The sequence below is a fragment of the Rhizobium sp. YTU87027 genome (assembly GCF_050644135.1).
Taxonomy (GTDB): domain Bacteria; phylum Pseudomonadota; class Alphaproteobacteria; order Rhizobiales; family Rhizobiaceae; genus Rhizobium.
On sequence record NZ_CP098440.1, the window covers coordinates 2735818 to 2749382 of the forward strand.

13 protein-coding genes are annotated in these 13565 nt (G+C 60.5%); 8 read left to right on the top strand and 5 right to left on the bottom strand.

Annotation, left to right across the window (positions count from 1 at the left end):
• Nucleotides 1-45 precede the first annotated feature (45 nt).
• Both NBG89_RS13625 and hemH read left to right on the top strand, forming a co-directional pair.
• Nucleotides 46-1920: a 5'-nucleotidase C-terminal domain-containing protein gene (locus tag NBG89_RS13625; protein WP_431320398.1), complete on the top strand. Its 1875-nt coding sequence runs from the start codon at nucleotides 46-48 to the stop codon at nucleotides 1918-1920.
• A 121-nt stretch (nucleotides 1921-2041) separates the two neighbouring features.
• Nucleotides 2042-3079: a ferrochelatase gene (hemH, locus tag NBG89_RS13630; RefSeq protein ID WP_431320399.1), complete on the top strand. Its 1038-nt coding sequence runs from the start codon at nucleotides 2042-2044 to the stop codon at nucleotides 3077-3079.
• Here the strand turns inward: hemH and queE are convergent, their stop codons facing one another.
• The 3 genes from queE to queC are packed head-to-tail and all read right to left on the bottom strand — an operon-like array spanning nucleotide 3080 to nucleotide 4880.
• On the bottom strand, nucleotides 3080-3817 hold the full coding sequence (gene queE / locus NBG89_RS13635; protein ID WP_431320400.1) for a 7-carboxy-7-deazaguanine synthase QueE: 738 nt from the start codon (nucleotides 3815-3817) through the stop codon (nucleotides 3080-3082). It lies immediately after the preceding gene.
• Nucleotides 3814-4170 (bottom strand): 6-carboxytetrahydropterin synthase QueD, encoded by a 357-nt coding sequence (queD, locus tag NBG89_RS13640; RefSeq protein ID WP_088693321.1) that lies wholly within the window; start codon nucleotides 4168-4170, stop codon nucleotides 3814-3816. The genes queE and queD overlap by 4 nt, the downstream gene beginning before the upstream one ends.
• Nucleotides 4170-4880 carry a 7-cyano-7-deazaguanine synthase QueC gene (gene queC / locus NBG89_RS13645; protein ID WP_088693322.1) on the bottom strand — a complete coding sequence of 237 codons (711 nt, stop codon included), beginning with the start codon at nucleotides 4878-4880 and terminating at the stop codon, nucleotides 4170-4172. Before queC ends, queD begins: the two co-directional genes overlap by 1 nt.
• A 202-nt stretch (nucleotides 4881-5082) precedes the next feature.
• On the opposite strand from queC, the gene NBG89_RS13650 reads away from it, so the two are divergent.
• Both NBG89_RS13650 and NBG89_RS13655 read left to right on the top strand, forming a co-directional pair.
• The gene (locus NBG89_RS13650; protein ID WP_431320401.1) at nucleotides 5083-6087 is read left to right on the top strand and encodes an SPFH domain-containing protein; all 1005 of its coding nucleotides are present in this window, start codon (nucleotides 5083-5085) and stop codon (nucleotides 6085-6087) included.
• Between the two features lie 3 nt (nucleotides 6088-6090).
• Complete coding sequence (locus tag NBG89_RS13655; protein ID WP_088693324.1) at nucleotides 6091-6546, top strand: NfeD family protein; 456 nt, start codon at nucleotides 6091-6093, stop codon at nucleotides 6544-6546.
• Here NBG89_RS13655 and NBG89_RS13660 read toward each other — a convergent pair whose 3' ends face one another.
• Nucleotides 6547-7542 carry a KpsF/GutQ family sugar-phosphate isomerase gene (locus NBG89_RS13660; protein ID WP_431320402.1) on the bottom strand — a complete coding sequence of 332 codons (996 nt, stop codon included), beginning with the start codon at nucleotides 7540-7542 and terminating at the stop codon, nucleotides 6547-6549.
• 125 nt (nucleotides 7543-7667) lie between these two features.
• On the opposite strand from NBG89_RS13660, the gene NBG89_RS13665 reads away from it, so the two are divergent.
• Nucleotides 7668-9191, top strand: coding sequence for an outer membrane beta-barrel protein (locus NBG89_RS13665; protein WP_431320403.1), 1524 nt, complete (start codon nucleotides 7668-7670; stop codon nucleotides 9189-9191).
• Between the two features lie 65 nt (nucleotides 9192-9256).
• Here the strand turns inward: NBG89_RS13665 and galU are convergent, their stop codons facing one another.
• On the bottom strand, nucleotides 9257-10144 hold the full coding sequence (gene galU, locus NBG89_RS13670) for a UTP--glucose-1-phosphate uridylyltransferase GalU (protein ID WP_431320404.1): 888 nt from the start codon (nucleotides 10142-10144) through the stop codon (nucleotides 9257-9259).
• Between the two features lie 200 nt (nucleotides 10145-10344).
• Here galU and NBG89_RS13675 point away from each other — a divergent pair, with 200 nt between their 5' ends.
• The 3 genes from NBG89_RS13675 to NBG89_RS13685 all read left to right on the top strand — a co-directional run bounded on the left by NBG89_RS13675 (nucleotide 10345) and on the right by NBG89_RS13685 (nucleotide 13480).
• On the top strand, nucleotides 10345-11568 hold the full coding sequence (locus NBG89_RS13675; protein ID WP_431320405.1) for a lytic murein transglycosylase: 1224 nt from the start codon (nucleotides 10345-10347) through the stop codon (nucleotides 11566-11568).
• A gap of 62 nt (nucleotides 11569-11630) precedes the next feature.
• The gene (locus NBG89_RS13680; RefSeq protein ID WP_431320406.1) at nucleotides 11631-12860 is read left to right on the top strand and encodes an SGNH/GDSL hydrolase family protein; all 1230 of its coding nucleotides are present in this window, start codon (nucleotides 11631-11633) and stop codon (nucleotides 12858-12860) included.
• 5 nt (nucleotides 12861-12865) lie between these two features.
• Nucleotides 12866-13480, top strand: coding sequence for a nucleotidyltransferase domain-containing protein (locus NBG89_RS13685; protein WP_431322691.1), 615 nt, complete (start codon nucleotides 12866-12868; stop codon nucleotides 13478-13480).
• Nucleotides 13481-13565: the final 85 nt, after the last annotated feature.

A 13565-nucleotide genomic window follows, 5' to 3' on the forward strand; every position in this document is an offset into this window, starting at 1 on the left:
CGGCGGAGCGCAGGGGCTAGCTTCGCTCAAAATCAGGAGAGCAGGATGACGAAATCCTTTCAGTTCGGTCTGCTGACCGCGTCGATGCTGGCGCTGTCGAGCGGTGCCGCCTTTGCCGATTACGAACTCAATATCCTTCACATCAACGATTTCCATTCGCGCATCGAGTCGATCAACAAGTTCGACTCCACCTGCTCGGCCGAAGAAGAGGGCAAGAAGGAATGCTTCGGCGGCGCCGCCCGCCTGAAGACCGCGATCGACCAGCGCCGCGACGCTCTTGGTGGCAAGAACGTGCTGCTGCTCAATGCCGGCGACAATTTCCAGGGGTCGCTTTTCTACACCACCTACAAGGGTGCCGCCGAAGCTGAAGTGCTGAACGACATGAAGTTTGACGTCATGACCGTCGGCAACCATGAGTTCGACGACAGCGAGGATGGCCTGGCAACTTTCCTCGACAAGGTGAAATTCCCGGTCATTTCGGCAAACGTCCTGGCCGGCGACGGCTCGAAGCTCGGCGATCGTATCAAGCCCTCTCTGGTGCTCGACGTCGGCGGCCAGAAGATCGGCATCGTCGGCGCGGTGACCAACGACACCGAAGAACTATCCTCGCCCGGCCCGAAGGTGATGATTGCCGACGACGTGCAGACCATCACGGCCGCCGTCGAAGACCTGAAGAAGCAGGGCATCAACAAGATCATCGCGTTGACGCATGTCGGCTATCCCCGCGACCTCGCTGCCATCGCCAAGATCCCCGATGTCGACGTTGTCGTCGGCGGCCATTCGCACAGCCTGCTGTCCAATACCGACCCGAAGGCGGAAGGCCCTTATCCGACGATGGTCGACAATCCCGGCGGCTATAAGGTGCCGGTGGTTCAGGCTGCATCCTACAGCAAGTATCTCGGCGATCTCGTCGTGACCTTCGATGACAATGGGGTCGTCAAGGAAGCCAAGGGTGACCCGATCCTGATCGACTCTTCCTTCACCCCCGATCCGACACTCACCGCCCGGATCGCCGAGCTCGCCAAGCCGATCGAGGAACTGCGCAAGAAGGTCATCGGCTCCAGCCAAGCCCCGATCGAAGGCGACCGCACCGTCTGCCGCGTCAAGGAATGCTCGATGGGCAATCTCGTGGCTGATGCCATGCTCGACCGCGGCAAAAGCCAGGGCATGACGATCGCGATCCAGAACGGCGGCGGCTTGCGCGCATCGATCGATGCCGGCGACGTTACCCAGGGCGAAGTCATTACCGTTCTGCCGTTCCAGAACACGCTTGCGACCTTCCAGCTGACGGGCGCTGATATCCGCAAGGCATTGGAAAACGGCCTCGGCAAGATCGAGGAAGGCGCCGGCCGCTTCCCGCAGGTGTCCGGCCTGAAATACACCTTCGACAAGACCAAGCCCGCTGGCAGCCGCCTCGTATCGGTCGAGGTCAAGGACGGCGATAGCTTCGTGCCGCTCGACGATGCTAAGACCTATGGCGTTGTCACGAACAACTTCATGCGTGCAGGTGGAGACGGCTACTCGATCTTCGAGACGGCGGGTAAAAACGCCTACGACTTCGGACCCGATCTTGCCGACGTGACCGCCGAATACCTGGCGGCGCACTCGCCCTACAAGCCGTACACCGACGGGCGCGTCACCGAGGTTGCGGCATCGGGGACGGAAGCCCCCGCAACGACTGCTCCGGCCACATCCGCGCCTGCTGCGGCACCCGCAGCGCCCACGACCGAAGCACCCGCAGCAGCCCTTGCCCCCAATACGCCGACCAACCACGTGATCGCTGCCGGCGACACGCTCTGGGATCTCGCCAAGCAGTTCTACGGCGAAGGCGCGCTCTGGAAGAGGATTTCGGATGCAAACGGCAAACCGGCGCCGCACCATCTGACGGTCGGCAAGGAACTGCGGATTCCGTCGAAGTAAGACGATTTGTCTCGATCCTGAAAGCCGGTCCGGGGTTTCCCGGCCCGGCTTTTGTTTCTATAGGGTGAACCAGCAAGGCCCGGCTGCGCATGAGCCGGACGGACAAGATACCGGGGTTTAGATGACGACTGTTGATACTGCGCACCGTCCGGCGGACCATCCGCCCATGAAATCCGGCAAGGTGGGCATCCTGCTCGTCAATCTCGGCACGCCTGACGGCACTGACTACACCTCGATGCGCCGTTACCTAAAGGAATTCCTGACCGACAAGCGGGTCATCGAATGGTCGCCCTGGAAGTGGTATCCGATCCTGTTCGGCATCGTTCTCAACACCCGCCCGCAAAAGGTGGGCAAGGCCTATGAGACGATCTGGAACAAGGACGAGAATGAGAGCTACCTGCGAACCTACACGCGCAACCAAGCAAAGCTAATGGCAGAGCGTCTGGACGACCTGCCGAATGTACGTGTCGACTGGGCCATGCGCTACGGCACGCCGTCAATCCCCTCGCGCATTCAAGCGCTGAAAGATGAGGGCTGTGATCGTATCTTGCTGTTCCCGTTATATCCGCAATATGCCGCAGCGACGACGGCAACGGTCAATGACAAGGCGTTCCAGAAGCTCCTGAAGATGCGTTGGCAACCGGCGCTGCGCACCGTGCCGGATTATCACGACGACAAGACCTATATCAAAGCGCTTGCCAATTCGGTGACGAGCCATCTGGCGACGCTCGACTGGCAGCCGGACATGGTGCTTGCCTCCTTCCACGGCATTCCGCTCTCCTATTCCGAGCAAGGCGATCCCTATTACTGGCAGTGCCAGAAAACCGGCCAGTTGCTGCGCGAACGGCTGGGACTGCCGAAAGATAAATTCATGGTGACCTTCCAGTCCCGGTTCGGCCCGGAAGAATGGCTCCAGCCCTATACCGACAAGACCGTCGAGAAGCTGGCACAGGATGGCGTCAAGAAGATCGCCGTTCTCAACCCCGGTTTCGTCTCCGACTGTCTGGAGACGCTCGAAGAAATCGCCGAGCAGGCCGCCCATTCCTTCCACGAAAACGGCGGCGAGAAGTTCACCCACATCCCCTGCCTCAACGACAGCGAAGACGGCATGCGGGTGCTGGAGAAGGTCGTCCGCCGCGAACTGCTCGGCTGGGTTTGATCAGACACCGCGCTTGTTACCCCATAGCAGGACATGCAGCTGGGGCAGCACACGTGCCTCGAACCACCGGTCCTTGGTGACCATGTCGACCAGCCACAGCATCCTTTCCATGATGCCGTCGATATCGACGCGCGCATCGTCGTCGTCGGGCGGTGGTGGCGTGTGGTTTCCCGGCTGCAGATAGACGGGCAGATGTGGATAGCGGGCAGCCGCCTCGCGGGCATAAGCATAGTCGCGCTCGTCGAAAACGACGATCTTCAACGCGATGTTGGGCCCATCGGCGGCCATCTTGAGACAGTCTTCGAAGGCATCCCAATCCGTCGCCATGCCGCTCGATGGCGGCTTCGGGCTCAGCACCAGCACATCGAGATCGGCAAACCATTCCTTGGCGACGCTGCCCTGCGTCTCCAGCGCGAAGGTGTAGCCTTGGTCATGTCCATGCGCGATAAGACCGCCAAGCGGCTGGATCGCCGGGTTGCCGCCGGAAAGCGACACCATCAGCGGCTTGCCGCCGGAGAGCCGGGTTACCTCCGCCCAGATACCGTCGACCGTCATCGGCAGCCATTGATCGCGATACTCGCTATCAACCGCATGCAGGCTGTCGCACCACGAACAGCGATAATCGCAGCCACCGGTGCGGACGAAGACCGTCGGCAGGCCGATCAGCACGCCTTCCCCCTGGATCGTCGGCCCGAAGATCTCGCAGACGCGGATCTGCGCCTCGCGAACCCCACTCATGGCCGATATTCCGCCCACGTCTTCGGCGTCTCGCTGACGCGCACGGCCGAGGTCTCCGGCAGCCGCTCCTTGCACCAGTCGTAGAAGTGCTTGGCGAGATATTCCGAGGTTACGCGGTCATGGCCGAAGACTTCGTTCAGGTGCCGATGGTCAAAGCGCTCGTCGATATAGCGCTTCAGCGGCGAAAGCTCGTGATAGTCGCGAACGAAGCCGTTCTCATCGAGCTCGGCGGCCGCAAGCTCCACCACAACGATATAGTTGTGCCCGTGCAGCCGCGCGCACTGGTGATCGGCAGGCAGATGCGTCAGCTGGTGAGATGCGGAGAAGTGGAACTCCTTGGTGATGCGAAACATCACTTCACCTCCCTGGCCGAATAGCCAGACGTCGCGGCCTCCCAGAAATCCGGATCCTCGTATTCCGTAGGATCGGAGATGCCGGCCAGGTGAAAAGCCTCGCGTCGCTCGACGCAGGTGCCGCAGCGTCCGCAATGACGCGTACCGCCCTTGTAGCAGGACCATGTCTCGGCAAAGGGTGTCCCGTACTTTGCGCCATCGGTGACGATATCGGCTTTCGAGATGTTGACATAGGGAGCCAGCAGCGAAACGCTGGCATAGCCGTCGAGTGCCTGGTTCTGCATTTCCTGGAAGGCATCGATGAAGCCCGGGCGGCAATCGGGATAGATGAAATGGTCCCCGCCATGCACCGCAACAGCCACGGCATCGGCCTTCTGAGCCGCAGCGAGGCCGAAAGCGATAGCCAGCATGATGGCGTTGCGGTTCGGCACGACGGTCGCCTTCATCGTCTCCTCGGCATAGTGGCCGTCTGGCACATCGACATCGTCGGTCAACGCCGATCCTGTTAGATGGCGGCCGATGGTCCGGATATCGATGATCTGGTGCGGCACGCCCAGCCGTTTGGCGCAGGCGGTGGCAAAATCCAGCTCCTTGCGGTGTCGCTGTCCATAATCGAAGGAAAGCAGGCTGATCAGCTGATGTTCCGCCGCCACACGATGGGCGAGGGAAATGGAGTCCAATCCGCCGGAGCAGATGACGATAGTCTTCATGATGAGGATCCCTTGTTTTGACCGGGTGGGCTGCGACCGGTATTTCCTGCGGGTCTTCTAGGCCAAAGCGGCGCCGTTGTGAATAGCCAGCGGGCTCCCCATATCGAATCCATGAGCAAATAGCGTCGCCGGCCGAAGCTACTGGCGTTTGAGGTCGGCTCGTTTAAGGTTGCGTCAGTCGATTCTATCGCGGGGGAGTTTTATGGTTCTGAGTGGCTTCGACATCGTCGTCATTGCACTGGTGATCTTCGTCATCCTGGTCCTGTTTGCCGGCATCAAGACGGTGCCGCAGGGCTATCGCTATACCATCGAGCGCTTCGGCCGCTACACCCGCACCCTTGAACCCGGCCTCAACGTGATCACTCCCTTCATCGAGCGCGTCGGTGCACGGATGAACGTCATGGAGCAGGTCCTCAACGTGCCGACGCAAGAGGTCATCACCAAGGATAACGCCTCTATCTCGACCGACGCCGTCGCCTTCTATCAGGTCCTCAACGCCGCCGAGGCAGCCTATCAGGTCGCGCACCTCGAGAATGCCATTCTGAACCTTACGATGACCAACATCCGCACGGTCATGGGCTCCATGGATCTCGACGAATTGCTGTCGAACCGTGACGCAATCAACGACCGGCTCTTGCGTGTTGTCGACGATGCCGTGCAGCCCTGGGGCATCAAGGTAACCCGCGTCGAGATCAAGGACATCCAGCCGCCGCGCGATCTCGTGGACGCCATGGCGCGGCAGATGAAGGCTGAACGCGAAAAGCGCGCCCAGGTGCTCGAAGCGGAAGGCTCGCGTAACGCCCAGATCCTCCGGGCCGAAGGCTCCAAGCAATCCGCAATTCTGCAGGCCGAGGGCCAGCGCGAAGCAGCCTTCCGCAACGCCGAGGCTCGAGAACGTTTGGCCGAGGCTGAAGCAAAGGCGACGAAGATGGTGTCCGAAGCAATTGCATCGGGCAACGTTCAGGCAATCAACTATTTCGTTGCCCAGAAATACACCGAAGCGCTGGCCTCGATCGGCACCGCCGGCAATTCCAAGGTCGTGCTGATGCCCGTCGAAGCTTCCTCTCTTATCGGCTCGCTTGGCGGTATCGGGGCCATCGCCAAAGAGGTCTTCGGCGATAACCCGACCGCGCCGGCGCCGCGCCCGCAGCCAACGCCGCGTACCACTCCGGCCGTCAACCCTTTCAACCCGCCAACGGAGCGATGAGCCATGATCGCCAGCCTTGTCGCGGAACTCGGACCCTGGAGCTGGTGGATCGCCGGCCTGATACTGTTGGCAGCAGAATTGATCGCGCCGGGCTTCTTCCTTGTCTGGATCGGCCTTGCCGCCTTGATTGTCGGCATATTGTCGCTGCTGTTCTGGGACAGCAGCTTCTGGTTCTGGCAGGTTCAAGCCATCCTGTTTGCGCTGCTCGCCGTCGCGACGACGCTCATGGGCCGCAAGCTGACTTTGCAGCATGGCGAAACCGATCAGCCGTTCCTCAATCAGCGGGCCGAAAGCCTTGTCGGACGCACCGCAACGTTGGCCGAGCCCATTCGTGAAGGGCGTGGCCGAATTCGCCTCGACGATACGGTATGGCGCGTCAGCGGCCCCGATCTGCCAGTGGGCACTAGGGTCAAGGTGGTGGCAAGCAGCGGCCGCGATCTGACCGTGGAAGCGGCCTGATCAGGCCACGCCGATCCGCAGCAGATCGTGGAAATGCACGAGCCCGACCGGGCGGCTGTCATCGTCGATGACGATCAGGGCTCCGATGCTGTGTTGGTTGAGCATGGCCAGCGCAGCGGTCGCCAGCACCGTCGGCTTCACCGTCTTCGGTGTCCGGGTCATGATATCGTCAACCAGCAGTTCGGAGAGGTTGCGCGTCAGGTTGCGCGCCAGGTCGCCTTCCGTAACGATACCACAGAGACGGCCGTCCTCCTCGACGATCCCGACGCAACCGAAATGCTTGCGTGAGAGTGTCGAGATAGCGTCCGGCACCGACGTCCCCTTCGTCACCAACGGCACACGGTCACCCGTATGCATGATATCGGCGACATGGCTGAGGCTCGCACCGAGCTTGCCGCCCGGATGGAAAACATGGAAATCGCGGGCGGTGAAGCCGCGCGCGTCCAAAAGGGCGATTGCCAGCGCGTCGCCCATGGCGAGCTGCATCAATGTCGACGTTGTCGGCGCGAGCCCATGTGGGCAGGCCTCCTCCTCGTTCGGCATCAGCAGGATGATATCGGAAGCAGTCGCAAGAGACGACTTCTCGGAGCAGGTGACGGCAATCAGCGGAATCGAAAAACGGCGCGTGTAGGCAACGATGCTGCGGAGCTCCGCACTCTCTCCGCCCTTGGAAAGGGCAAGAACCACGTCGGTCGTGCCGATCATCCCGAGATCGCCGTGGTTCGCCTCGGCAGCGTGGACGAAGAAGGCCGGTGTGCCTGTCGAAGCCAGTGTGGCGGCGATCTTGACCCCGATATGGCCGCTCTTGCCGACACCTGTCACGATGACGCGACCGGTGATTCCGGTAATCGTCTCGACTGCGCGCATGAAGGGCGAGGCGAGGCCGTCGTCAAAAGCACGCTCCAAGGCCTCAAGTGCCGCTCTCTCGGTGCCGATCGTCCGCCTTGCAGACTCCAGGACACCATCCTCGATGACATTTACCGCTCTTTTGATCATGGCACTGGGTTAGCGGTTTTCACCGGCCGAGTCCATTGGCTGTTCCTCACCCCGCGCCCGCACAACGAATGGTTAACCACAAGCCTTTACGTTCGGGTAACGCTTCGAAGCATGCCAGGATCGAAATGAGCCATTGGAAGGATACGAGCAGTCTCACGCCGCTCCGTGCGGCGGGCTTTGCCGTGTCCATGGTTCTGGCCGCGGGCGCTTTCATTGTTCCCCAAGCCGCATTTGCGCAGTCGACGCCGGTCTCCAACAGCGCGATTCGCCCATCCAACACACCGGCTGCCGCGGCGCCGGAGGATGAAGGCGATATCCCTGAAACACCTGACGGCACGACGTCAGCGGCCAACAATGCCACGCAAGGAGCCACCACCGCCCGAACGGCAGCGTCCGATCAGAAGCCGAGCGACGAAACCACCGGCTCAATCCTCGACGAGGATATGATGCGCCTCAACACGCGGGAGGCCCCACTCGACGAGCGGCTGCCGGCCCGCAAGCCGGAACCGAATCCAGCTACCGAGGAAACGCCGGGCATCCGCATCGGCACCTTTGTCCTGCGCCCCACCGTCACCCAGAGCATCAACACCGAGACGCAGAAAGACGCCGGTATCAAGCAGACGCGTGGGTTCCTCGAAACGGACCTGCACGCCACCTTGACATCCGACTGGTCGTTGCACCAGCTCTCCGTGACCACCGACGGCGCATGGCAAAAAAACGTGAGCGGCGAAGGCGAAGAACAACCGGATTTCAAGATCAACGGCGATTTGCGGCTGGATCTTCCGGAAGATACGACCGCGCACATCATCGGCGGCTATCATTTCTATCGTGAAGACACCGATGATCCGAATGCCTTGCAGAACGCGGACAAGCAATCGGATGTTCAGGAATTCAGCGCCGGCGCTTCGATCGAGCGCGACTTCGGTATCCTGCGCGGCAGCACCGGCATCGATGTCAGCCGTGCGATCTATTCCGACGCGACGCTGTCCGACGGGACAACCGTTTCGCTGAGCGACCGCAATGAAACCAGCGGCACGATCCGCGGTCGCATCGGTTACGAGCTGTCTCCCGCACTAATCCCCTTCATCGAGGCCAATGTCGGCAAGACGGTCTATGACGACGCGGTGGATTCGGCGGGCTACCGCCGCTCCGGGGATAGCTATGGCGCCAAAGTCGGCGTCGCGCTCGACATGGGTGAAAAGCTCCGCGGCGAGGTTGGGATCGGCTACCAGACCGCCACCTTCGACGACGACCGCCTCTCGGACATCGACACAGCCGTGGTGGACGCTCAACTGCTTTGGTCCCCGCTCAGGGGTACCGACGTCACCATCGGTCTGCTGACCAGCATCAACCCGTCAACGACTGCAGGAGAATCCGGCTACGTTTCCCATGCCTTGACGACGGGCATCACGCATCAGCTGCGTGACAATCTGACGGGCACCGTCCTCGGCGGCATCACCTACCGCGACTATCCATCCGATAGCCCGACGAGCGACGAGACCGTCTACACCACGAGCGCCGGTTTGACCTGGAATATCAACCGCTACCTCGATCTGACCAGTACGATCGGCTACGAGCTGACATCCCGGAAGACGAGCAGCGACTCAGAGCAATGGCGTGCCGGCCTCGGCCTGAAACTGAAGCGATGAAAAAAATCCGCCTCCAACTGGGAGACTTGGAGGCGGATTGAATTCGTCCAGTCGCCAGGTGCGCTTCAGAGGCCCTTCAGCAGTTCCTTGAAACCATTCTCGACGGTCGGGCGGATATCCGCACGTTCGAGTGCGAAAGCCACGTTGGCCAGGATGAAGCCGTCCTTGGCGCCGCAGTCGTAGGTCGTGCCGCGGAAGTGATAGCCCGCGAAGGCCTGATCCTTCAGCAGCTTCAGCATGCCGTCGGTCAGCTGGATTTCATTGCCGGCGCCGCGTTCCTGCGTCTCGAGGATCTTGAAGATCTCGGGCTGCAGGATGTAGCGGCCGTTGATGAAATAGTTCGATGGCGCCGTGCCCTTGGCCGGCTTCTCGACCATGCTGGTGATACGGAAACCGTCGCCGATCTGCTCGCCAACGCCGACGATACCATACTTGTGAGCTTGATCGGGTGCGCATTCCTCGACGGCGATGATGTTGCCGCCGCTGTGGGCATAAAGATCGATCATGCCCTTCATGCATCCCTTGCCTTCGCTCTTCATGATCATGTCGGGCAGCAGCAGCGCGAAAGGTTCATTGCCGACGATCTCGCGGGCACACCAGACGGCGTGGCCGAGGCCAAGCGGCTCCTGCTGACGTGTGAAGCTGACCGTACCAGCCTTGGGAAGCTGGCCGGCAAGCAGCGTCATTTCCGCCTGCTTACTGCGCTCGCGCAGCGTCTGCTCGAGCTCGAAATGGATATCGAAGTAGTCTTCGATGATATGCTTGTTACGGCCGGTGACGAAAACGAAATGCTCGATACCCGCTTCCAAAGCTTCGTCGACCACATACTGAATGATGGGCTTGTCGACGACAGTCAGCATCTCCTTCGGCACGGCCTTGGTGGCCGGGAGAAAGCGAGTCCCGAGACCCGCAACCGGAAATACAGCTTTACGAACTTTTTTATGCTCTGCCACACAATCCTCCTGCGATGATTACATCGCTTGAAATAAAAGGCATTTTCGATTGGACTAGATGAGATTTGCTACCGTTTTGCAAATGGTGACTGCGTTCCTGTGTCATGGTAAAGAATTTGTTGACTTCGTTCAGGTAGTCTCAGGCCTGAGCGGATATTCGCGCTCCGCTGTGCCTGAAACGAAAGGACGGATGACCGCCGATGACTCAAAATCACAGAAACTCCCTTCGTGGTCTTGCTATCGCACTCATCGTGACCGCGTCCGCCGGTCTGGCTCCCCTCAACGCGAAAGCCGATCAGCGGTTCCAGAAATGGATCGCGGACTTCTATCAAACTGCCGCTCAAAATGGCATCAGCAAGGCAACCTACCGCAAAGCCTTCGCAGGCGTCAGCGATCCGGACCCGACAGTGCTCGAGAAGGCGGCCTATCAGCCTGAATTCACGACAAAAATCTGGGACTATGTGGATTCTCGTGTAAATCCTTACACTGTCCAGATCGGCCGTCAGATGGCCGCCAAATACGCTTCGACTCTGAATTCGATCGAGCGCCAGTACGGCGTGGACAAGACGATTCTCCTTGCCATCTGGTCGATGGAATCGAATTACGGCGCGGTTCTCGGCAAGGACGATCGCCTGCATTATGTGCCGCGTGCCCTGGCGACGCTCGCCTACGCCGACGAACGCCGCGCCAAGTTCGCCAAGAAGCAGTTGATTGCCGCGCTAAAGATTCTGCAGAACGGCGACATCTCCCCGGATGGCATGACCGGCTCCTGGGCTGGCGCGATGGGCCACACCCAGTTCATTCCGACAAGCTATCTGCTCTACGCCGTCGACGCCGACGGCAACGGCCATCGCGACATCTGGAACTCCGTGCCCGATGCACTCGCCACCTCTGCCAACCTGCTGATGAAGAACGGATGGGATGCCGGCAAGACCTGGGGCTACGAAGTTGTTGTGCCGCCGAACGCCAAGAAGCAGGTCGGCAAGACCCACACGTTGGCGCAGTGGGCCTCCCTTGGCCTGACCCGGCCCAACGGCAAGAGCTTCCGTGATGGCGGCAGCAACGCCGTGCTGAAGATGCCGGCTGGCCCCGATGGCCCGGGCTTTCTGATGACCGGCAACTTCTTCACGATAAAGAACTACAACGCCTCGGACAGCTATGCGATCGCTGTTGGGCTGTTGGCGGATGAGATTGCGGGCTATGGCGGCGTGAAACAGCGCTGGCCGCGGCCGGACGGCACGCTCGACGTGAAGGAGAAATTCGAACTGCAGACCCGCCTGAAGACGCTCGGCTATTATGACGGCGAGGTTGACGGGAACTTCGGCAGCGGATCGAAGGCGGCCATTGCCGCTGTCCAGGCCCGTATGGGCATGCAGCAAGACGGCGAGCCATCACTGCCGCTCTTAAACGCGCTTCGCAAGTAAACGGAGAATAGTCGTCGACATGCACTTTGGGGTGTGGACGCGCCTTCCCGCTCCATGCGAGAATGCCGGCAGATGCGAGGCTGCTGACTATGCGTAAACGAGTTCACCGGACAACGCTCCGCTGGGGTGCGATCGGCGCCGCGACGCTGGTGCTTGTCTCCAGCGCGCTGCCGGTGCGTGTGGCCGATGCGCAGGAGCGGTATTACTATCGCCAGTCAATTCTCGACTTCTTCCTCGGGCGTCGCTACATCCAGGAATATCCGCCACAGGCGCCGTCTCAGAACGCGCCGCAGCGACAGCCCGCTCCAAAAAGAAAGGTCGCGCCGAAGGCCGCTTCCACCCCGCGTCCGGCTGCCCCGGTTATCGCTGAGGAGAAGGCCGTCGAAAAACTTGCCAACGCCCAAAAAATCCTCGTCGTCGGCGATTTTCTCGCAGGCGGCCTCGGCGTCGGCATGGACGCCGCCTTCAAGGATTCTCCCGGCATCGTCGTCGAGACACATAGCAACGTTGCCTCCGGCCTGGTGCGAGACGATTACTATGACTGGCCACAACAGCTGACCAAGTTCATGGACGAGACCAAGCCGGCCATGGTCATCATCATGCTCGGTGCGAATGACCGCCAGCAGATGGTGACCGATATCGGCAAGGAGAAATTCAGGACGGACGGATGGTATGCTGAGTATCAGCGTCGCGTCGTGGCGTTCGGCAAGCAGGTCACCAGCCGCAAGATCCCATTACTTTGGGTCGGCCTACCAGCCTTCGATTCGCCTGCAATGACCGCCGATGCCGCGCAGCTCAATCAACTGTTTCGCAAGCAGATGGAAGGCATGGGAGGCGAGTTCGTCGACATCTGGGACGGTTTTGTCGACGAAGGCGGTGACTTCATCGTCACCGGCTCGGATATCAACGGCCAGCAGGTTCGCCTTCGCACCTCAGACGGCATCAACTTTACCGAAGCCGGCCGGCGCAAGTTGGCCTTCTATGTCGAGAAGCCTGTGCGCCGGATTCTCGGAATACAGGCAAGCCCTGATCTCGTCCGCCTCGATACTGGCAACGCGCCGGCGCTCGACGCTGTTGCAATGCCCGGTCGTACAGAACCGATCAGCCTCTCCGACCCCAACCTGGATGGCGGCGCGGAACTCCTTGGCGGTAGAGCATTGCCGGTCAGCGCCACCAAGTCGCCACGCGATCTGCTGGTTCAGGATGGCGAGATGGCGGCTCCCCCTGTCGGCCGCGTCGATGACTACCGCATGACGCCGGTGAAGCCAACGGCACAGGTTTCCATAAAATAGTCCGCCTGTACGCACAAACGCCGATTGATCACGGCGCATGGTCCGCTTGGCATCCAGCGGAACTGGCAAGCCGACTGAGCGGTATCTCAAGACCGTGGTGCATCGTCGGCGGATGGGCACTCGACCTGTGGCATGGACGTCAAACACGCGAGCACGAGGACCTTGAATTTACGGTCCTACGCCAGGATTTCGATGTCTTTCGCGACGCTTTGAAAGGCATGGAATTCCACACTGCGGGAGATGGCGTTGTTGAGCACCTGCCGGTGAACCAGGAGCCACCGGCAACAATCTCGCAGATATGGTGTCTGGACGTGGAGGTACGGCGCTGGCGTGTCGACATGATGATCGAGCCGGGAACGCGCGAGACCTGGATCTATAAACGGGATCCAGCCATTTCCCGACCCCGCGTCGAGATGGTCGGCACGACGGCTGAGGGGTTTCCCTATTTGAAGCCGGCCGTCGTTCTTCTATTCAAGGCGAAATACCAACGCGCCAAGGATGAGATCGATTTCGAAAGAGCTCTTCCGAAGCTGCCAGCTTCGGAACGTCTATGGCTAAAAACCTCTCTTGCCGCATGCCACCCCGGCCATGAATGGCTGAAGCGCCTGCAACAGAGCTAGTGCCCTCGAGGTTCGTATCACGGTGACTGAGACACATAAAACGAAAGGGCCGCTCGAAGCGGCCCGAAATCCACCCTCAAATATG